The following is a 19,613-nucleotide window of genomic DNA, read 5'->3' on the forward strand; positions in this document are numbered from 1 at the left end:
TGATGCCCGGGTACTGGCGCAACGAGGAGGCTACTCGCGCGGCCCTGATCGACGGCTGGTTGCAGACCGGAGACCTCGGCAAGCTCGACGAGAACGGCTACCTGACGTACGTCGACCGTCTCAAGGACATGATCATCTCCGGTGGTCTGAACATTTCCCCCGCCGAGATCGAGACCGTCATCAACCAGATCCCGGAGGTCGAAGAGGTCGCTGTGATCAGTGTCCCCGACGCCAAGTTCGGGGAGACCCCGGCAGCGCTGGTCAGAACGACCACGGAGATGAAGGAATCCGAGATCGTCGGCTTCTGCAACGAGCGCCTCGCCGACTACAAGGTACCGCGCTATGTCGTCTTCCTGGACGAACCGCTTCCCCGAATGCCCAGCGGGAAGATCGCCAAGCGCCAACTGCGCGACACCTTCGCGCATGTGCCCGACAACTACGAAAGGGTTCGGTGAGTCAGAGGTGAGCTCACAGAAGGTTGCCGTCGTCACCGGAGGGGGACGCGGCATCGGCGCGGCCGTCTCCCAGCGGCTCGCCGCCGACGGCTTCGCCGTCGCGGTCAACTATTCCCGTAGTGCGCGCGACGCCGAGGACGTCGTGGCGAAGATCGTCGCGGACGGTGGACAGGCCGTGGCAATTCAGGCCGATGTTTCGAAAGTTACCGACGCGGAGCGTCTCATTGCCGACACGACGGCCCGACTGGGTGCTCCCACCGTGCTCGTCAACAATGCGGGCATGAACAAGGCCGGTGCGGCCCGTAAGCAGGACCCCGAAGAGTTCGACGAAGTCATCGCGGTCAATCTCAACGGGGCGTTCTACTGCACGCACTTTGCCTTGCCTGCCATGTACGAGGAAGGTTGGGGCCGTGTGGTGTTCGTCAACAGCCCGTCGGGGGGGCGCCGCCCGTCGCCCGGCATGAGCGCCTATTCCGCAGCGAAGGCCGGCCTGGTTGCGATGACCAAGACGATGGCCGTGGAAGTCGCCCGTCGCGGCATCACGGTCAACTCGGTGATGCCTGGGTTCGTCGCCACGGACATCGTGTCGTCGGGAGGCGAAGCCGGCGTGGAGGCCCTGACCAGGCACTGGCCGTCGATTCCGCCCGAGTCGATCGCCTCGACGGTGTCGTTCCTGGTGAGCGACAACGCCGCCGACGTCTCCGGTGAGGAGATCGGTGTGTGGCGGGGTGGTCCGGTCGGCGTCTGAGATCCGACTACGATGCGACCCGTGCCGATTCGATCGGCACGGGTCGCATCGTTGTTGCGTGCCCCCTGCACCCGTGCGCGTTTCTGGTAGCTCTCGCTACCAGAAACGCGCACGGTGTTGGTAGGTGTTACACCGACACCGGGGCTCGGTCGTCGTCCTGCTTCAGGACGGACGACGACCGGGTACGGGACAGGACGGTTGCTGCGAAACCGAGCAGCGAGACGACGCAGACCAGGAGGCTGAGCCACACCGTCGTGTCGTCGAACGCCAAGGCGACTGCGATGACCGGGACGATTGCCGCGCCGAGCGCGTTGCCGGCCTCACGACCGAGGCCGAGGCCACTGTAGGCGTGCTGCGTATGGAACAGCTCGATGACGTATGCGCCCATCGGACCGAAGATGGCCGCGACGCCGATACCGTTTCCGGCCGCCATGACCACCCAGTACAGCAAGGGGGGTGTTCCGACGCCGGACAGGAGCGAGATGCCGACCCATGCGAATACGGCGCTGTAGAGGAAGCCGAACATGATCACAGGTGCGCGTCCGACCCGGTCCGACAGGGACCCGAACATCGGAATCAGAAGGGCATTCGTGAGCTGTGCGGCGATCAGACCGACGAGCACTTCCGTTCCGCCGAAGCCGAGCTGGTTGGTGCCGAAGGTGCCCATGAACACGATGTAGAAGTAACCGATACCGGTCTGGCCGATGGTCATTACAAGGACGGTCAGCAGGGCGCGCGGTTGCTGGCGGATCACGTCGAAGAGCGGACGCTTCGAGACGGCATTGTTCTCCTCGATCTCACGGAATGCAGGTGTTTCGGGCAGGCTGCGGCGTAGCCACAGGCCGTAGGCGAGGATTACCACGCTGCACAGGAACGGGATGCGCCAGCCCCACGCGAGGAAGCTGTCCTGGGACATCAGGGATGACACCGTCAGCAGGGACAGCGTTCCGAGCACGCCGCCGAGTGCCGCGCCCATACCGGGCAGCGATCCCATCAAGCCCTTCTTCTTCGCGGGTGAGAATTCGACCGCTACCAGAGCCGCGCCTCCGTACTCACCGCTGGCGCCGATGCCCTGCAGGATTCGGAGGAAGACCAGAAGAGCCGGTGCGACCCAGCCGATCTGGTCGTACCCCGGCAGCAAGCCGACGAGCAGGGTGGCGATACCCATCAGGACGAGGGTGAAGACGAGGATGCGCTTTCGGCCGATGCGGTCGCCGAGGCTGCCCAGGATCACCCCGCCCACCGGACGGATCAGGAAGCCGACTGCGAACGTGCCGACGGCCTGTAGCGTTCCCAGAAGTGGGCTCGAGCCGGAGAAGAACACGCTCGCGAATACCACTGACGCCGCCGAGGCGTAGAGGCTGAAGTCGTAGTACTCGAGAAGGGTTCCGACAAAAGCGGCGCGGCTTGCGCGTCGTGAGTCCGCGCGAGAGCGCCCGGAGTTCGCATCTGGAGGAGAGCCTGCAACGGCGGTTGTACGTTCGGTCATGCGAAACCTCGCGTTGTGAGGGGTGGGCGATCGGCCCGAATGGTGTAGTGACGGGAGACACAGTAGCCTATAGGCATTAGATTGGTCTATCGCGAACTCCCTGGCTCACGTCGTGTGATCTCGACATTGATGCCGGTGAGGTGCGACTGATTGCTGAGGATGTCGTATCCCTCTTTCCCGTTGGGGGACAGACTGTTCACGTTTACGCCGGGGTGGCGACGCGCCACGTCGAGGCCGCGAGCCGAGCGCTGGCCCCATCCGTGTGTCATCGCGACCACCCCCGGCCTGAGGGTTGCGTCGTATGCCAATATCGCGTCGATCGATCCGTGCCGGTTGTGGACGATGACAAGGTCACCGGCGACCAGTCCGCGCCGATCCGCGTCGTCAGGGTTCATCCACAGTGGATTGTCCTGGTGATCGCCTTGTTTCAGTATCGGTAGGTTGTGTAGCCAACTGTTCACCATGTACAGGGTGCGACGGGTGATGAGTTTGAGCTGTTCCGGGCTCTCGTTGGACAACTCCTCCAGAATGTCCTCGACGGTGCGGTATGCGCGCCGGAAAACTGCCGGACAGCAGTCGATCAGGCCGTCGTCGTGCTGCACCGCGATGGTGAACACGTGCGACGGGTCCGCCTCGGGCAACACCGCGGTCTGGCAAGGCATTTCCTTCAGCCGCTCGATACTCAGGCCCGAGTCGCGCATGGCGGCATCCGCGTTGGCGAGGGGGTCGGGATCGGGACTGTCGAGCAGCGTCTCCACGCCCATCTCCTGCTGGATTCGTGACAGGATCCACCAGTCGTCGCGCCGGTCGCCCCTCGGCGGTACCACCGCGGGGGTGTACTGCACGTAGGGCTCCATCGCGACGCCCATCGTGTTCAGGAAGTTGAGGTCCTCGTGTTCGAGCCAATCCGTGGCGGGGAGAACGTAATCCGCCATCTCGCCGGTGACCGTGCGGTACAGGTCGATCGTCACGATCAGTTCCAGGTCTTTCAGGGCGCGGCGCAGGCGCTCTTCTCCGCCTACCGACAACAGCGGGTTACCGGAGATGACGATCAACGCTCTGATCGGATCATCCCGAGTCTCGATGTACTCCGACAGCATTGCTGCGGGCAGATCCCCACTGACAGTGCGGACCTCGCCCACGCTGTTGTGGAAGAACGGATTCTCGCGCTTGCGCTTCGAATTCTGCACGACGTCGGTCATGCCGCGGGAGTAGATGTTGCCGCCTCGGCGGCCGAGGTTGCCGGTGAAGAGACTGATCATGTTGAGCATCCAGTACGCCAGCGTGCCCTGGCGTCCCTGGTTCACCCCGGTCGCCATGTAGATGCTGGCGGTGGGGGCGGTGCAGAAGTCCTCGGCGACCTTCCTGATGACGTCGGCCTCGATGCCGGTCGCCGCCGTTACTCGCTCGACGGGATACGCCCGGAGGAAATCGAGCAGCCCGTCGATGTTGCGTGCATGCTTCTCCACCGCGGTGCGGTCGTACCCGATCCGGAACACGATCTCGTGCAGGATCGCCGCGAGGAAGTAGAAGTCGGAATCGGGTTTGATCAGCAGCACGTCACCGGTGTCCGGTCCCGACGACTCGATCCGCCGCGGGTTGACGAACAGGACGGTCCCTCCGCGCTGCTTGACCGCCTTGATCTTGGCCATCGGGTTCGAGATGTGCATGAGGGTCATGTGCGAGACGAGGGGGTTGCTGCCGAGACACAGGAAATAGTCGGTGTGCAGCAGATCCGGGATCGGATGCGCCATCGACGCCCCGTAGATCGCCTCGCTTGCAGCGTATTTTGCAGAGGTATCCTGGGTGCCGGCGCTGAAACGCATCCTGGTGTCGAAACCACGCGCGAGTGCCGCCGCGTTGGCGTAGTAGGTGCCGTTGAACGCCGACGGGTTGCCTTGGTAGACGGCGAGCGCGTTGCGCCCGTACCGCCGGCGGATGTCCCCGAGCTTGTCGGCGATCTCGCGTACCGCATCGTCCCAGTCGATCGGTACGAAGTCGCCGACCTCCTCGTGGCGAGGATTCGTGCGCTTGAGCGGGCGGTCGAGGCGGTTCGGATCGTCGTGGACCTGGAGGAAGTGCACACCCTTGTGGCAGGCGAATCCCTGGTGGATCGGGTGATCCTTGTCCGGCTGCAGTGAGATTACCTGGTCGTCCCGGACGTCTGCGACGAGACCGCACCCCGGTTCGCAGATGCGGCAGAACGTGTGGACCCGGCGCGTCGTCACCTGGTCAACCGCCCACGGCGGCTGCGCAAGTCGATGCCGCCCACGGCGGCTGCGCGAGTCGATGCCGCCTGCGCCTCGTCCCGATAGTTGGACGGCCACTTCTTGCCCAGGGTCAGTCCCCCGTCGACTCCGAGGGCCTGGCCCGTGACGAACTCGGAGTCGTCCGAGGCGAGGAACGCCGCGGCGTGCGCAAGGTCCTCGGGTTCGCCGGCTCGCGGGATGGGCTGGAACGTCGTCAGGCTGCCCCGTACGGCGTCGACGCTGCGGTCGAGTGCTTCGTCCTCGAGTCCCGCACCGTGGCCTACGATGCGGGTGGCGACTCCTCCGGGGACCAGTGCATTGACGCGGATCCGGAATTCGGCCAGCTCCACGGCCGCGGTCCGGGTCAGTTGGAGCACGGCGGCCTTCGCGGCGCTGTAGGGATGCGGTCCGAATCCGGTGCGCACGCCCGCGACGCTCGAGACGTTGACGATGCTGCCGGAGCCCTGGTCGCGCATCACGCGCGCGGCATGCTTGGTTCCGAGGAACACGCTGCGTGCGAGCACGGCGAACCCGTCTTCCCATTCCTCGAGGGAGGTGTCCTCGAGGAATGTCCAGGCACCGACGCGGCCCGCGTTGTTGACCATGCAGTCGAGCCGTCCGAACCGGTCGACCGCCAGCGCGACGGCGGCCTCGACCTCGGATTCGGTGCGTACATCGGTGTGCAGGTAGGCACCGCGGGGACCGAGGGCGGCAGCAACGGTCTCCCCGCGAGCGTCGTCGATATCCGCGACGATCACACGCGCCCCGCGCTCGACGAACACGTGAGCAGTGGCTGCGCCGATTCCGCTCGCGGCTCCCGTCACCACGGCAACCTTGCCGTCGAGGTTCGTCATGGTGGACTCCTTCGGTTGTGCTCGCCGGTTCCTCGAGCTTTAATCTAAAGCCATTAGTCTTCTTCTGTCGAATCCTTCGTCCCTGGGGAGAGCCATATGTCCGATGCGACACCGATCCTGACCGAGCGGCCGCGGCCGGGCATTCTCCTGATTCGCCTCAATCGCCCGGACGAGCTCAATGCCATGAACGTCGACCTCATCGACGCGCTGCACGAGGTGCTGGCCGAGGTGCGGGACGATTCGACCACCCGCGCGATTGTGCTCACCGGTGAAGGACGTGCCTTCTGCGCAGGTCTGGATCTGCGCGGATACGGAATCCCGCAGGGTGCGACCGAGGGGGAGGGTCGCGCGCAACTCGGACTGCGGGTGCAGAAGCACATCGCGGGTCTCGTCGATGCATTCCGCGGTGCGCGGCCACCGATCATCGCGGCCGTCAACGGGGCCGCGGCGGGCGGCGGAATGTCGCTCGCCCTCATGTCCGACATACGCATCGTGTCCGAATCCGCGGTGTTCCATGCCGCGTTCATTCGCCGCGGCCTGTCCAACTGCGACATCGGAATGAGCTGGCTCCTGCCCCGCATGATCGGCTTCTCCCGGGCTGCGCAGATCATGCTCACCGGCAGGTCCATCGACGCCGCCGAAGCCGAACGGATCGGGCTCGTCTCGTCCGTCGAACCCGCCGACAAGCTGCTCGACGTCGCGCTGGACACCGCCGGGGCCATCGCGCAGAACAGCCCGTTCGGCGTCTGGATGACCAAGGAAGTGATGTGGTCGAACCTGGAGGCGCCCAGCATGCGCGCTGCAATCGACCTCGAGAACCGTACGCAGATCCTCAGCTCGTTGACGCGCGATCACAAGGAAGCCGTCGTCTCGTTCCTCGAGAAGCGGCCGCCGGCGTTCCAGAATCACTGACCGGCACCGATTGATTCGACGACACACCGAAGAGGCAGTGAAAGCAGCATGAGAGTTGGAATCGCCGCAGGGTATTGGGGTTCGGGCCCGCCGCGCAATGTCGAACGGATGCTCGCCGAGGCCGAAGCGCTCGGGGTCGACAGCTTCTGGACCGCCGAGACCTACGGGTCCGACGCGCTGACACCTCTCGCGTGGTGGGGTGCGCAGACGTCGAGGATCAAGCTGGGGACGTCGGTGTGCCAGATGTCGGCGCGCACACCGACGGCGCTGGCGATGGCCGCGCAGACCCTCGATCACCTCAGCGGTGGTCGCGTGATCATCGGCATCGGCGCGTCCGGGCCGCAGGTCGTCGAGGGCTGGTACGGGCAGCCCTACCCGCGACCTCTCGAACGCACCCGCGAGTACATCGAGATCATGCGGCAGGTGTGGGCGCGTGAGGAGCCGGTGACCTACTCGGGACGGCACTACCAGCTGCCGCTCCAGGGCGGCTCCGGACTGGGGAAGCCGCTCAAGTCGATCGTCCACCCCCTGCGTGACGACGTCCCCGTCTACATGGGCGCCGAGGGCCCGAAGAACGTGGCGCTCGCCGCCGAGATCGCCGACGGCTGGACGCCGCTGTGGTTCTCGCCCAAGAGCGACGAGTTCTACCGCACGGCACTCGCCGAAGGCTTTTCGCGTGAGGGAGCGCGCCGCACCGCCGATGACTTCGAGGTTGCGAACGTGTGCTGGCTCCTCGAGAACGACGACGTGGAGAAGGCCGCCGCCCGGCTCAAGCCGACGGTCGCGCTCTACGCCGGCGGTATGGGGGCCAAGGGTGCCAACTTCCACAACGACGTGTTCGCCCGCATGGGGTGGGGCGAGGTGTGCGCCGAGATCCAGGAGCTGTACCTGAGCGGGCGGCCCGAGCTCGCCGCACAGGCCGTGCCCACCGAGATGGTCGAGGACGTCGCCCTGGTCGGTCCCGCGGACAAGATCATCGAAGAGATCGAAACCAAGTGGAAGTCCACGTGCCTGACCACCCTCATCCTCGGTGGGTGGCCGAAGCCGGAGAACCGCGAGCGCATTCTGGAGGCAGTGCAGTCGTGACCCTCGATCCGAGAACCCCGATCCTGGTCGGCACCGGCCAGGTCGACGAACGCGGCGGCGGCGTGGAGCCCGTCGATCTCATGGCCCGCGCGGCGCGCGAGGCCGCTGCCGATGCCGGGTCCGCGCGCCTGCTCGAACTGGTCGACTCCGTCCGCGTGGTCGGGCTCCTGTCCTGGCGTTACCGCGACCCGGGCGCACTCGTCGGCGAGCGCATCGGCGCGACCGTACGGCACACCGGTTACTCCGGAAGCGGTGGGAGCACGCCGCAGGTGCTGGTCAACGGTGCCGCCGAGGACATCGCCGCTGGCCGCGCCGACGTCGTGCTCATCGGTGGCGCCGAATCCTGGCGGACCCGCATGAAGCTGCGGGCGCAGAAGCAGCGACCCGAGTGGAGCGTGCAGGACGAGTCGGTGCCCGCCGCCGAGATCATGGTCACCGATGTGCCGATGGCGGACGAGAGGGAACGCCGGATCGGTCTGGACCGGCCCTCGTACGTCTATCCGCTGTTCGAGCAGGCGCTGCGGATCTCGGCAGGACGCTCCCCCGAAGAGCACCGCGAGTTCATCGGAAGCCTGTGGTCGCGGTTCAGCAAGATCGCGGCGACGAACCCGAACGCGTGGGTGCAGCGGGAGTACACCGCGGCGGAGATCGCGACACCGTCGACCGAGAATCGGATGATCTCCACGCCCTACACCAAGCTGCTGAACTCGAACAATATGGTCGATCAGGGTGCGGTGCTGCTGATGTGCTCGGTCGAGACCGCGACTCGACTCGGTATTGCGCGGGAGAACTGGGTCTTTCCGCAGTCCGGTACCGAATCGCACGATACGTACGCGATCGCCGAGCGAGGTGCCCTCGACGGGTCGCCGGCGATTCGCATCGCGGGCGCGCGGGCTCTCGAGCTCGCAGGTATCGGGCTGGACGACGTCGCCCACGTCGACATCTACTCGTGTTTTCCGTCGGCGGTACAGGTTGCGGCGAACGAGCTGGGACTTGCGCTCGACGATCCGGGTCGGCCTCTCACCGTGACCGGTGGTCTGACCTTCGGGGGTGGCCCGTGGAACAACTACGTGAGCCATTCGATCGCGACCATGGCGCGACGGGTGCGGGAGTCCCCAGGTTCGTACGGTCTGGTGACCGCCAACAGCGGTTATCTCACCAAGCACGCCGTGGGCGTGTACCGGACGGAACCTCCTGCCGGAGGGTTCCGGCGGCTGGACGTGCAGGCCGAGGTGGTGGGGCAGCCCACGACCGCCGCGCTCGTGTCCTACGCGGGCACCGCGTCGGTGGAGTCGTGGACCGTGGTGTACGGCCGCGACGGTTCACCGGAGCGCGGTTTCCTCGCGGCACGCACGGCGGCAGGGGAGCGGACCCTCGCGGCGACCACGGATGCCGAGGACCTCGCGCGCCTCACGGAGGTCGATGTTGCAGGTCAGCACGTCTCGATCGCGGAGAACGGGCAGTTCCACTTCGCGCGACGTTGACGGCGTTTATCTAACGACATAAGGTTATTGCACTGACGGACACGACCGGCTCGTGTCACGAATCGAGGAGTTCACAGATGTCTGTCGAAGACTTTCGTGCACTGTACGAACAGCATGTCGGCTACGTTGTCGCCGGAAACATGAAGGCCGCTCTCGCCGACATGGTGCGAGAGAACATTCCGCAGGTCTTCGACGGAATCGACACCCCCCGCGAGGCCACGAAAGGCTTCGAGATCAAGGACGTGCGCGCCGAGGGCGACCGGATGGTGGGCGAGACCGTCTACGACATGGGCGACCGTTCGATCGGGCTGCGCTCCATCTGGGAGCTCCACGACGGACGCTGGCTCGCGGCGAAGCTCGAGAACTTCCCCGCCGGAACGGAGGCGAACGCATGACCGCAACAGAACTCGCGACCGAACCCTGGGGACCCGCGCCGGACGGACTCGATCAGCCGTACTGGGACGGTCTCCTTGCCGGTGAGCTGCGCCTTCAGCGCTGCAGCGATTGCCGCACGTGGATCTGGGGGCCGCAGGCCATTTGCGGTCACTGCCACAGCTTCGACCTCGGATGGGAAACCGTCGAGCCGGCCGGCACCGTCTACAGCTGGAATCGCAGCTGGTACCCGTACATGGACGAATATGCCGAGCGGTTGCCGTACGTGACGGTGCTCGTCGAACTGCCGCACGCCGGTGGCCGACGGGTGCTGGGCATTCTCGCAGACGACATCGACGCGAACCCCGAGATCGGCGACCGGGTCGTCGGAGTCTTCGAGCGGACCGAGGGCGCCGCCTGGCCGTTGCTGCGTTGGCGCCGGGCCGATTCGATCGTAGAGGGAGAAATGCGATGAGCGCCAACATCATGCGCGGCGCGACGGCCGTCGTCGGCGTCGCCGAACAGCATTACAAGCGCGGCGAAGCCCCGCACAGCGAGAAGCGCATGACTCTCGAGGTCATCCTCCGGGCGTGTGCCGACGCGGGTATCAACCCCCGCGAGATCGACGGCTTCGTCTCCTACGCGGGCGGCGCCAACGACGGCGCCATCATCGGCGGCGCACTGCTGATCGACGAACTGCGTTGGTCGAACATGATGTGGGGTGGGGGCGGCGGCAGCGTCGCAGCGGCCATCACGAATGCAGCCACTGCGATCGCCACCGGTCAAGCCGAGTGTGTTGTGGTCTATCGCGCGATGACGCAGGCGGATACGGGTCGGCTCGGATACGCGAAGTACCACTACGGCAGTCACTTCCTCGCGCACGGCATCGGCTCGCCCGCGCAGATCTGCGCGATGCGCACCCAGCGGATGCTCGAGCACGGCGGGGTGCCGCGGTCGGCCATGCGATCCCTGGTCCTCGCGTCGTACCAGCACGCGCAGAGCAACCCGACGGCGCAGGGTTACGGACGCCCACTCGACGAGGAGACCTACGAGGATTCGCGGTTGATCGCAGAGCCGTTCCACCTGTTCGACTGCTCCCGTGAAAGCGACGGTGCGGTCGCGCTGGTGCTCGTCTCGGCCGAGCGGGCGAAGACCTTGCGTCCCGACCCGGCGTATCTACTGGCAGGCGCGCAAGGTGCACCGGGCGGATACTCGGAACTGATCGACAACGATCTCGGCGAGCAGTACATGACCGCCGGATTCGGCCCGGCCAACAACGGAAAACCCGGTGTCGCCGAAAGGCTTTGGTCTGCAGCCGGTCTCGGACCGGATGATGTCGACGTGGTCCAGGTCTACGAGAACTTCAGTGGTCCTGCTGTCGCGGCACTGATCGATCACGGCCTCTGTCCGCCGGGGGAAGCTGCCGGCACCTTCATGACCGTCGAGAACCTCACCGCGCCGAACGGCAAACTGCCCATCAACACCAGCGGCGGCAACCTCGCCGATTCGTTCATCAACGGTCTGAACCTCGCGGTCGAAGCGGTCCGGCAGATCCGCGGCACCTCGACCAACCCGGTGGAGGGCGCGAAGACCTCCCTGTTCATCGGCGGCCCGATGGCGCCGTTGGTGAGCTCGGTGCTGTTCGGCCACGAAGACACCCTCTGACCGCCACGTCCGAAAGGCACGACATGAACGACCGTGACACCAATAGTCTGGACCGGAGCGAGCTGTTCATCGGCGGACGGTGGGTAGCGCCGAAGTCCGGTGGCGGCGTGGACGTCATCGAGGCGGCCACCGAGAAGGTGCTGGGTACCTCCGCTCTCGCGTCCGACGCCGACATCGATGCGGCCGTCGCGGCCGCGCGTACCGCCCTGACGGGTCCGTGGAGCAGGCTGACCAACGTCGAACGGGCCGACCTGCTCGACACGTTCGCGGCCGCCCTCAAGTCACGTGGTCGCGACACGTCCCGGCTGGTGAGCCGCGAGAACGGCATGCCGATCGCGCTGTCGGGCGGTGTGAACGGTTTCGGCCCCGCGGCGATGCTCTCGTACTACGCAGGTCTGATCCGCGAAGCGTCCAACGAGGACGTGCGGCCGAGTGCATTCGGCGGTCGCACCGTCGTGCGCCGCGAGCCCGTGGGCGTGGTCGCGGCAATCACGCCGTGGAACTACCCGCAGCCGCTCGCTGCGATGAAGCTCGCTCCCGCGCTCGCGGCGGGATGCACGGTGGTGCTCAAGCCCGCCCCCGAGACCGCACTCGATGCGTTCGCCTTCGCCGACGCCGCGCTCGAGGCGGGTCTGCCCGACGGTGTGGTCAACGTCGTCCCCGCCGACCGCGACGCCGGTGCCTACCTGGTTTCGCACCCGGGCGTCGACAAGGTGGCGTTCACCGGGTCCACCGCGGCAGGTCGCGCGATCGGGGCGGTCTGCGGTCGGCTGCTGCGGCCGGTCACGCTCGAGCTCGGCGGCAAGTCCGCGGCGATCGTCACCGAGCACGCCGATCTCGACGTCTTCGCGAAGAACCTGCTCGAGGTGTCGCTGGTCAACAACGGCCAGACCTGCCACGCGAGCACCCGGATCCTCGCCCCGCGCTCGCGGTACGACGAGGTCGTGGACGCGGTCACCGAGACCGTGCGGGCACTGACCGTCGGTGATCCGCTCGACAAGGCCACCAACGTGGGTCCGCTGGTCTCGGCCGCGCAGCGCGACCGCGTCCTCGGCTACATCGCTTCGGGCCGCGCCGACGGCTACCGCATCACCACCGGCGGCGGCGTCCCTGCCGACCAGCCGCTGGGGTGGTTCGTCGAGCCGACCGTGTTCGCCGACGTCGACAACTCCGCGCGCATCGCGCAGGAGGAGATCTTCGGTCCGGTGCTGACCATCACCGCGTACGACGGTGAGAACGAGGCAGTTGCCATCGCCAACGACTCGGAGTACGGACTCGGCGGTACTGTCTGGACCACAGACGAACAGCACGGCCTCGACCTCGCGGCGCGGATTCACAGCGGCACAGTCGGAGTGAACTACTACGCCCTCGATCTGGACGCGCCGTTCGGCGGCGTCAAGTCGTCGGGGCTGGGCCGCGAGCTCGGCCCGGAGGGACTGGCACCGTACTTCACCGCGAAGTCGGTGTACTTCGGAACTCGCTGACCAGAGCCAGGTCTCGCGGCGAGCACACACTATTGGAGCACAAGATGGCACTACCTCTGCATGGTGTCCGGGTACTGGAACTGACGGACGGATTCGGCGACACCGCGGGCCGGTTCCTCGCCGACCTCGGGGCCGAGGTCGTCCGAGTCGAACTGCCCGGAGGCTCGCCTTCGCGCTCGGCGCACCCGGTCCGGAACGGTGTGAGCGTTCCGTTCGCGCTGCGCAACGCGAACAAGCTCGGCGTCACGCTCGATCTCGAGGAGGACGAAGGCCGGGACCGGTTGCGCGCCCTCGCGCGGCGCTCGGACATTCTGCTGGAGTCGTTCCCGCCGGGCTTCCTCGCTGCGCGCGGCGTGGGTACTGCGGACCTGTGCCGGGCCAATCCCGCGCTCGTGGCCGTGTCGATCACCGGTTTCGGTCAGGACGGTCCGTATCGCGACTGGGCGGCGACAGAGCCGGTCCTGTATGCACTCAGCGGTGTATTGTCGCGCTCCGGCGAACCGGGGGAGCAGCCGCTGCTGCCGCCCCACGGGCTGATCGACGAGTCGGTAGGCGTGCACACGGCGTGGTCGGCGCTACTCGCCTACTTCGACCGGTTGCACACCGGACGTGGCCAGAGCGTCGACATCTCGGCGTTCGAGGTCATCGTGCACGGCTTCGATCCCGGATTCGGTGTGCAGGGCTCCGCTGCCGCCGGCCGTTCCGAGGACTTCCCGCGGGGCCGGCCGGACGCCGCCAACTTCTACCCGGTCTATCGCTGCGGCGACGGGCAGGTGCGCATCTGCCTGCTCGCGAAGCGGCAGTGGCGGGCGATGTTCGAATGGCTCGGTGAGCCGGAGGAATTCGCGGATCCGACATACGACACCATTCCCGCGCGATTCGCTGCGTCCGCTCGCCTCAATCCGCTCATCGAACAGTTGTTCAGCACCTATACCCGCGACGAACTCGTCGTCGAAGGTGCGGCCCGGGGCATCCCGATCGGTGGTCTCAACACCGTGTCGGAGGTCTTGACGACCGAGCATTTCGATGCGGCCGGTACGTTCGTCGATACCGAGATCTCACCCGGCGTCACCGCGCGAGTCCCGTCCGGGTACGCGAAGGTCGACGGGCAGCGAGCCGGAGTGCGCATGCGTGCGCCAGAACTCGGTGAGCACAACGACACGGTGTTCGGGTCCGACATCGACGGGGCTCACGATCCGATTCCCGCACTGCAGCGCGAACCGGGTGGGCGGCCGTTCGAGGGTCTTCGGGTCCTCGATATGGGTGTCGTGGTGTTCGGTGCTGAACTCGGGCGCCAGTTCGCGGACAACGGCGCCGACGTCATCAAGATCGAGAACTCGAACTTCCCGGACGGATTGCGCCAGTCGAAGCGGGGTGCGGCCCTCGCCGCGTCCGTGGCGTGGGGCCACCGTAACCGCCGCAGCCTCGGACTGAACCTGCGCAGTCCCGAAGGCATCCGCATCTTCAAGCGGCTGGCCGCCGAAGCGGACATCGTGCTCGCCAACTTCAAGCCCGGCACTCTCGCCTCGATGGGGCTCTCGTACGACGAGCTCGCCGCGATCAATCCGCGCATCATCGTGTCCGAGAGCAGCGCCTTCGGCAGTGTCGGCCCGTGGAACAAGCGGCTCGGCTACGGACCGCTGGTACGGGCAGCCTGTGGTGTCTCGGCGCTCTGGCGGTACTCGGACACCACTGATGCACTGTGCGACGGCTCGACTGTCTACCCCGATCACATCGCCGGACAGGTCACCGCAACCACGATTCTCGCCACGCTGATCCACCGGCTGCGGACCGGGCGTGGCGCCGCGATCGAGGTCGCTCAGGCCGACACCGCGATCGTGCAACTGGGTAGCCAGCTCGTCGCGGAACATCTCGAGCCTGGGTCGATCGGCGCACCGGGAAATTCCGATCCGTACTCGGCGCCCTCCGGGGTGTACCCGTGTGGAGGTGACGACGAGTGGTGTGTCGTCACCGTCCGCGACGACACGGACTGGGCGAGGCTGTGCGGTGTAGTCGGCCGGCCCGACCTCGCCGACGACCCTCGTTTCGCCACCGCCGAGCTCAGGATCGACCACCGCGCCGAGGCCGACGAGGTGCTGACGGAGTGGCTGCTGCGGCACACGCCGACCGAGGCGATGGTGACTCTGCAGGCGGCTGGAATACCGGCCGGGGCCATGATCCGGTTGCCGGAGCTGCTCACCAACCCTCAGCTGATCGCGCGCGGTGCGTACACCGAGCTCGAACACGAGCTGCTTCCGGCGCCGCTCCCGACCGCGAAGCAGGTGGCGCACTTCGCGACGTTGCCGGACTGGCCGCTGCGGCAGGCGCCCCTGGCCGGTCAGCAGACACGTGAAATCTGCGAGAGAGTGCTCGGGCTGAGCACAGTCGAGATCGATTCGCTCGTGCGCGACGGCGTGCTGCAACCGCCCGCCGACGATCCGGCGCTGTCGCCGGTTCCCTCCACTGTGTGACACAGCCGAGAAGGTCCCCGGAGCTTCCTCCGGGGACCTTCTCCTGTTCGGGCCGACTTCCTGCGACCGGGTCGAGCGGGATCAGCGCGTCGACGGCGTGAACGTGATCGGCAGCTTCTCGCATCCACGGACCTGGGACGAATGGAAGACCGCGGGATTGTCCGGAACGAGCGCGTAGTCGGGAATCCGCTTGTGAATCTCCTCCATGGCGAGCCTCAGCTCGAGCCGCGCGAGATGGGAGCCGAGGCAGCGATGCGGGCCGGCGCCGAACCCGATGTGGCGGTTGGGGTGCCGTTCGATCTGTAGCTCGTCAGGGTTGTCGAACTCGTCGTCGTCCCGGTTGGCGGAGGTCATCAACACCAAGAGTTGGTCGCCGGCCTTGATCGAGACACCACCGATCTCGGTGTCTCGGGTCGCACGCCGGCCGCCGCTCGTGGCAGTCTCGATCCGCAGGATCTCTTCCACCGCCGACGGAATCAGCGTCGGGTCGTCAAGGATCGCCTCGCGCTGCTCGAGATTACGAGACAGGTGGATGAGTCCCCAGGCGAGAGCGCCTTGGACGGTGTGGAGTCCCGCGACGAGAAGCAGGAAGAACATCCGGCACAGTTCCTCGTCGGTGAGCTGCCTGGGTGTTCCTTCGACGTCGAGTGGGGTGTTGATGATCTGCGCCGTGAGGCTCCCGGAGTTGTCGTCGCCGGAGCGGACCCGGGCGACCACCTGCCCGAAGTACTCGTAGATCTCGCCGGCGGCCTTCGCGCGGGCCTCGGCCGATTCCTCCTCGCTCGCGCCGGGGATGCCCTGGAGCGTGATGTCGGTCCACTCCGTGAATTGCGGTGCGTCACTCAGTGGCCACCCCATGAGCGCAAGGAAGATCCGCGTCGGCAGTTCGTGTGCGAACTCGGAGATGAACTCGCACTCGCCCTTTTCTGCGAAGTCGTCGATCAGCGCGGTGATGATGCCCCGGATCTCGGGCTCGAGCGCCTTCATTTGCTTGGGACTGAACAGCGGCTGAAGTGCCTGCCGATAGTAGCTGTGTTCGGGCGGGTCGAGTTCGAGTGGAAGGAATTTGCCCTGCGCGGCATTGAGCAGGTTGTTCGGGAAGCTCGAGAACGTCTCCGGATCCTGGAGCACCTGGAGTGCCTCGCTGTATCGGGTGACGACCCAGTGTCCGCCGTGATGTGGGGAGTAGAGGACCGGCCCTTGCTTGCGTAACGCAGCGACACGCTCCTGGAACACATCGGCCGGCACGGCCAGGGACGGGTCGTACACATCGAAGTCGGTGATCAGATGTGCGGGAATTTCGATCTGTGTCGTGATCATCGGCGATCCTTCGCGAGGGGAGTGATCCGGAGAGCGCCTCGGCGGGGAGGGGTCCTCCGGGGAGTCAGGTGATGTGGCGCTGTGACGAGCGCGGGCTGACGTGGGGAGGGGCGATTGCCTTGGGACGACGGTAGATCAGTCGTTTCCGACCGGTCAACAGCGTATGTGCTCATGTCTGCGTTTCGCAGGGGAATTGCTGTCGCGCAGTCGGTGCCCGCTTGACCGATTAACCGATAGCATTTAGATTGATCGGTGTGATGCGCAGCACTCGCGTGCTGCGGGTGGGGCGCGTATCACACGTAGCACGCGGTGCTTCCCTGTTCGTGTCCGTGAACTGAAATCTGTTGTGGGACAGAACGTACTGTCTGCCATCCCGGCGCCGTTCGTCGTCACAGAATTGTCTCCCGGAGGGGCAAACATGGGCTTTCGTCGCGTAATCGCAGTCGAACGCAAGGGCGCGGCTGTGCTCGTCGCCGACGAGCAGATCGAGAGGCTGGACGCCGCCGGAATCGACCCCATCTGGCGAACCGACTCCGATCCCGAGGTCCCCAATTCCGGTGAAGTACCGGACGCCGTCGGATTTCCGGATCCGGGCGGAGTGTGGGTGATCGGCTGGGTGCTCGAGCCTGGTCGCATCGGCGACAGCGACAACGGAATCGTCGTCATGGACGACGAGGATCCGGGGTTTCATCGGACGGATTCCGTGGACGTGCACGTCCTTCTCGAGGGTTCGCTCGTGCTCGAACTCGACGACGGTGTGGAGATCGAACTGAATCCCGGCGACACGGTGGTGATCAACGGGAACAGGCACCGATGGCACAACCGAGGAGAACGGACCGCTCGGGCCATCGTCACCATCTGCGGCGCGTCACGCAATGACCGACAGGAGAACTGAAATGGAATCGGCAACCGAGAACACCGGGTCGAACGTGAACTATGCGCCGGCTGCGAGGAAGGCTCCGCTCCGGTGCGGAGTGTTCCTTCCGCCGTACCACAATCCCCGCCGTAACCCCACGATGGCGATCGAACAGGATCTCCGCCATGTCGAGGATCTCGATCGGCTCGGTTTCCACCAGGTGTGGTTCGGCGAGCATCACAGCGGTGGATACGAGGTCGGTCCGTCACCGGAACTGATGATCGCGGCAGCTGCACAGCGCACCGAGCGCATCGAGCTGTGCAGCGGTGTCATCTCTCTCCCGTACCACCATCCGTTGATGGTGGCCGACCGAATCACGTTCTTGGATCACATGACTAGAGGACGCATCAGGATCGGTGTCGGGCCGGGCGCGCTCGTGGCCGACTCGCAGATGATGGGCATGGACTACAACCTTCTGCGGCCGCGGATGGAGGAATCCCTCGACGCCATCCTGGAACTGCTCGAGACACCGGGGCCGGTCGACCGGAAGACCGAATGGTTCTCCCTCGAGGATGCCCGAGTGCAGCTGGGCCCCTATTCGTACCCCGGCGTGCCGATCACCGTCGCGGCGGCGATGTCCCCGTCCGGACCCAAGCTGGCCGGCAAGTACGGACTCGGTCTGCTGTCCATCGGTGGCACCAGTGACAAGTCGTTCGAATTGCTCGAGCAGACGTGGGGTATCACGACCCACGAGGCGAACGAGCACGGTCGGACGGTCGACCGCGGTGACTGGGCGATCGTCGGCAACATCCACATCGCCGACACCTTCGAGCAGGCCGTCGAGGACACCCGGTACGGGCTGCGCGACTTCATGGATTACCGCCACGTCGTCACCCCGATGAAAATGATCGAACCCGGCGAAGAAGTCGCGCACGAGGAACTGGTTCGGCGCGTCAACGAGTCCGGATACGGCTGCATCGGCGATGCGAACGACGCCATCGACTACATCCAGAAGATCATCGACCGCACCGGCGGCTTCGGCACCTTCCTCGCGACAGCACACGACTGGGCCGACACCGAGGCCACCTCACGCATGTACCGCATCCTCATGCGCGACGTCATGCCGCGCTTCACGGGCGCCTGCGAACCGCTGCTGAACTCCTATCACTGGACCCAAGCGCGCAAGGACGGCTTCAGTGAGCGATTCGCGACCGGCATCAGCCAAGCGACGCAGGACTACGAGCGTGTGAAGAGCGCGCGGTAGTCGATCCGGCAAGACCCCGCTCAACACCGTTATCCGACAGCAGGAGAATCGATGACCTCACTCGACGGAAAAGTAGCAATCATCACCGGCGGAGCTCGCGGCCAGGGTCGCGCCCACGCGCTCACGCTTGCCGCTGCCGGCGCCAGGATCGTGGTGTGTGACGTCGCCGCACCGATCAAGAATGTGCAGTATGCACTCGCGACACCGGGGGACCTCGAGGAGACGATCCAGCTGGTCAAGGAAGCCGGGGGTGAGATTGCCGGCATGCAGGCGGATGTGCGAAGCAGTGCGGACATGAAGGCTGTCGCAGATCTTGCGGTATCGCAATTCGGAAGGATCGACATCCTGCTGGCGAACGCCGGAATCCACGATCACTGCGAGTCGACGATCGAGATCGAAGACGACGCGTGGCAGACGATGCTCGACGTCAACCTCACCGGAGCGTGGAAGGCGTGCAAGGCTGTCGTACCGGTGATGATCGAGGGTGGTCGAGGCGGATCGATCGTGATCACCTCGTCGGTCGACGGACTCGGCGCTTCTCCCTCGTGGGGGCACTACGGCGCCGCGAAGCACGGACTCCAAGGCTTGAAGGACACACTCGCGTTCGAGCTCGCCGATCACAACATCCGCGTCAACACGGTCAACCCCACAGGGGTCAATTCGCCCATGGCGGAGGGACTGTCGAAGGTGTTGCCACACGTGGTGCGGAAGTGGAAGCACAACGACCGCACGAATCTGCTCGACGTGATGATGCTCGAACCACAGGATATCTCCGACGCCGTGCTGTGGCTCGTGTCCGACGGCGCGAAGTACGTGACCGGGATCGACCTGCCGATCGACGCGGGCTACCTGACCAAGCACTGACCGACCGGACTTTCTGCGACACCCGCCCGTAGGGCGAAGG

General features: G+C 65.9%; 17 protein-coding genes. 13 read left to right on the forward strand and 4 right to left on the reverse strand.

Annotated features, from left to right (window positions below; genetic code table 11):
• Together AIIKEEIJ_RS24100 and AIIKEEIJ_RS24105 are read left to right on the forward strand one after the other, a co-directional pair.
• On the forward strand, nt 1–455 hold a 455-nt coding region (locus tag AIIKEEIJ_RS24100; RefSeq protein ID WP_161996738.1), incomplete at its 5' end, for an AMP-binding enzyme.
• Between the two features lie 7 nt (nt 456–462).
• On the forward strand, nt 463–1,203 hold the full coding sequence (locus AIIKEEIJ_RS24105) for an SDR family NAD(P)-dependent oxidoreductase (protein WP_161996739.1): 741 nt from the start codon (nt 463–465) through the stop codon (nt 1,201–1,203).
• A 127-nt stretch (nt 1,204–1,330) separates the two neighbouring features.
• Here the strand turns inward: AIIKEEIJ_RS24105 and AIIKEEIJ_RS24110 are convergent, their stop codons facing one another.
• The 3 genes from AIIKEEIJ_RS24110 to AIIKEEIJ_RS24120 all read right to left on the reverse strand — a co-directional run bounded on the left by AIIKEEIJ_RS24110 (nt 1,331) and on the right by AIIKEEIJ_RS24120 (nt 5,795).
• Nucleotides 1,331–2,692, reverse strand: a complete 1,362-nt coding sequence (locus AIIKEEIJ_RS24110; protein ID WP_161996740.1) for an MFS transporter — start codon at nt 2,690–2,692, stop codon at nt 1,331–1,333.
• A gap of 86 nt (nt 2,693–2,778) precedes the next feature.
• Nucleotides 2,779–4,920, reverse strand: coding sequence for a molybdopterin-dependent oxidoreductase (locus AIIKEEIJ_RS24115; RefSeq protein ID WP_161996741.1), 2,142 nt, complete (start codon nt 4,918–4,920; stop codon nt 2,779–2,781).
• On the reverse strand, nt 4,917–5,795 hold the full coding sequence (locus tag AIIKEEIJ_RS24120; protein ID WP_029541613.1) for a glucose 1-dehydrogenase: 879 nt from the start codon (nt 5,793–5,795) through the stop codon (nt 4,917–4,919). Before AIIKEEIJ_RS24120 ends, AIIKEEIJ_RS24115 begins: the two co-directional genes overlap by 4 nt.
• 96 nt (nt 5,796–5,891) lie before the next feature.
• Here AIIKEEIJ_RS24120 and AIIKEEIJ_RS24125 point away from each other — a divergent pair, with 96 nt between their 5' ends.
• From AIIKEEIJ_RS24125 to AIIKEEIJ_RS24160, 8 genes are all read left to right on the forward strand, one after another.
• Nucleotides 5,892–6,707 (forward strand): enoyl-CoA hydratase/isomerase family protein, encoded by an 816-nt coding sequence (locus AIIKEEIJ_RS24125; protein WP_006936325.1) that lies wholly within the window; start codon nt 5,892–5,894, stop codon nt 6,705–6,707.
• 48 nt (nt 6,708–6,755) lie between these two features.
• Nucleotides 6,756–7,793, forward strand: a complete 1,038-nt coding sequence (locus AIIKEEIJ_RS24130; protein ID WP_050034664.1) for an LLM class F420-dependent oxidoreductase — start codon at nt 6,756–6,758, stop codon at nt 7,791–7,793.
• Nucleotides 7,790–9,277, forward strand: coding sequence for an acetyl-CoA acetyltransferase (locus AIIKEEIJ_RS24135; RefSeq protein ID WP_161996742.1), 1,488 nt, complete (start codon nt 7,790–7,792; stop codon nt 9,275–9,277). The genes AIIKEEIJ_RS24130 and AIIKEEIJ_RS24135 overlap by 4 nt, the downstream gene beginning before the upstream one ends.
• 77 nt (nt 9,278–9,354) lie before the next feature.
• Nucleotides 9,355–9,672 carry a hypothetical protein gene (locus AIIKEEIJ_RS24140; protein ID WP_029541620.1) on the forward strand — a complete coding sequence of 106 codons (318 nt, stop codon included), beginning with the start codon at nt 9,355–9,357 and terminating at the stop codon, nt 9,670–9,672.
• The gene (locus AIIKEEIJ_RS24145) at nt 9,669–10,124 is read left to right on the forward strand and encodes a Zn-ribbon domain-containing OB-fold protein (protein ID WP_006936317.1); all 456 of its coding nucleotides are present in this window, start codon (nt 9,669–9,671) and stop codon (nt 10,122–10,124) included. Before AIIKEEIJ_RS24140 ends, AIIKEEIJ_RS24145 begins: the two co-directional genes overlap by 4 nt.
• Nucleotides 10,121–11,314 (forward strand): thiolase C-terminal domain-containing protein, encoded by a 1,194-nt coding sequence (locus AIIKEEIJ_RS24150; RefSeq protein WP_006936315.1) that lies wholly within the window; start codon nt 10,121–10,123, stop codon nt 11,312–11,314. Before AIIKEEIJ_RS24145 ends, AIIKEEIJ_RS24150 begins: the two co-directional genes overlap by 4 nt.
• A 23-nt stretch (nt 11,315–11,337) precedes the next feature.
• Nucleotides 11,338–12,798, forward strand: coding sequence for an aldehyde dehydrogenase (locus tag AIIKEEIJ_RS24155; protein ID WP_065922960.1), 1,461 nt, complete (start codon nt 11,338–11,340; stop codon nt 12,796–12,798).
• 44 nt (nt 12,799–12,842) lie between these two features.
• Nucleotides 12,843–15,269, forward strand: coding sequence for a CoA transferase (locus AIIKEEIJ_RS24160; protein WP_161996743.1), 2,427 nt, complete (start codon nt 12,843–12,845; stop codon nt 15,267–15,269).
• Between the two features lie 81 nt (nt 15,270–15,350).
• On the opposite strand, the gene AIIKEEIJ_RS24165 is transcribed toward AIIKEEIJ_RS24160, so the two are convergent.
• Entirely contained in the window at nt 15,351–16,589 is a 1,239-nt protein-coding gene (locus AIIKEEIJ_RS24165; protein WP_050034668.1) for a cytochrome P450, read from the reverse strand.
• 418 nt (nt 16,590–17,007) lie between these two features.
• On the opposite strand from AIIKEEIJ_RS24165, the gene AIIKEEIJ_RS24170 reads away from it, so the two are divergent.
• From AIIKEEIJ_RS24170 to AIIKEEIJ_RS24180, 3 genes are read left to right on the forward strand one after another with little or no spacing between them, the layout of a single operon-like run.
• On the forward strand, nt 17,008–17,484 hold the full coding sequence (locus tag AIIKEEIJ_RS24170) for a cupin domain-containing protein (protein WP_006936304.1): 477 nt from the start codon (nt 17,008–17,010) through the stop codon (nt 17,482–17,484).
• A 1-nt stretch (nt 17,485) separates the two neighbouring features.
• The gene (locus tag AIIKEEIJ_RS24175) at nt 17,486–18,709 is read left to right on the forward strand and encodes an LLM class flavin-dependent oxidoreductase (RefSeq protein ID WP_006936303.1); all 1,224 of its coding nucleotides are present in this window, start codon (nt 17,486–17,488) and stop codon (nt 18,707–18,709) included.
• Nucleotides 18,710–18,760: 51 nt separating this feature from the next.
• A complete protein-coding gene (locus AIIKEEIJ_RS24180; RefSeq protein WP_006936302.1) occupies nt 18,761–19,573 on the forward strand; it encodes a mycofactocin-coupled SDR family oxidoreductase in 813 nt (270 codons plus the stop codon).
• Nucleotides 19,574–19,613 lie beyond the last annotated feature (40 nt).

This window comes from Rhodococcus sp. YH1 (genome assembly GCF_009939605.1).
Classification (GTDB): domain Bacteria; phylum Actinomycetota; class Actinomycetes; order Mycobacteriales; family Mycobacteriaceae; genus Rhodococcus; species Rhodococcus aetherivorans.

What these genes read in the sequence shown, in the direction of transcription:
- AIIKEEIJ_RS24175 (WP_006936303.1), top strand. Translation starts at nt 17,486, where the DNA reads ATGGAATCGGCAACCGAGAACACCGGGTCGAACGTGAACTATGCGCCG.
- AIIKEEIJ_RS24145 (WP_006936317.1), top strand. Translation starts at nt 9,669, where the DNA reads ATGACCGCAACAGAACTCGCGACCGAACCCTGGGGACCCGCGCCGGAC.
- AIIKEEIJ_RS24130 (WP_050034664.1), top strand. Translation starts at nt 6,756, where the DNA reads ATGAGAGTTGGAATCGCCGCAGGGTATTGGGGTTCGGGCCCGCCGCGC.
- AIIKEEIJ_RS24150 (WP_006936315.1), top strand. Translation starts at nt 10,121, where the DNA reads ATGAGCGCCAACATCATGCGCGGCGCGACGGCCGTCGTCGGCGTCGCC.
- AIIKEEIJ_RS24170 (WP_006936304.1), top strand. Translation starts at nt 17,008, where the DNA reads ATGGGCTTTCGTCGCGTAATCGCAGTCGAACGCAAGGGCGCGGCTGTG.
- AIIKEEIJ_RS24165 (WP_050034668.1), bottom strand. Translation starts at nt 16,589, where the DNA reads ATGATCACGACACAGATCGAAATTCCCGCACATCTGATCACCGACTTC.
- AIIKEEIJ_RS24140 (WP_029541620.1), top strand. Translation starts at nt 9,355, where the DNA reads ATGTCTGTCGAAGACTTTCGTGCACTGTACGAACAGCATGTCGGCTAC.
- AIIKEEIJ_RS24110 (WP_161996740.1), bottom strand. Translation starts at nt 2,692, where the DNA reads ATGACCGAACGTACAACCGCCGTTGCAGGCTCTCCTCCAGATGCGAAC.
- AIIKEEIJ_RS24160 (WP_161996743.1), top strand. Translation starts at nt 12,843, where the DNA reads ATGGCACTACCTCTGCATGGTGTCCGGGTACTGGAACTGACGGACGGA.
- AIIKEEIJ_RS24120 (WP_029541613.1), bottom strand. Translation starts at nt 5,795, where the DNA reads ATGACGAACCTCGACGGCAAGGTTGCCGTGGTGACGGGAGCCGCGAGC.
- AIIKEEIJ_RS24155 (WP_065922960.1), top strand. Translation starts at nt 11,338, where the DNA reads ATGAACGACCGTGACACCAATAGTCTGGACCGGAGCGAGCTGTTCATC.
- AIIKEEIJ_RS24180 (WP_006936302.1), top strand. Translation starts at nt 18,761, where the DNA reads ATGACCTCACTCGACGGAAAAGTAGCAATCATCACCGGCGGAGCTCGC.
- AIIKEEIJ_RS24125 (WP_006936325.1), top strand. Translation starts at nt 5,892, where the DNA reads ATGTCCGATGCGACACCGATCCTGACCGAGCGGCCGCGGCCGGGCATT.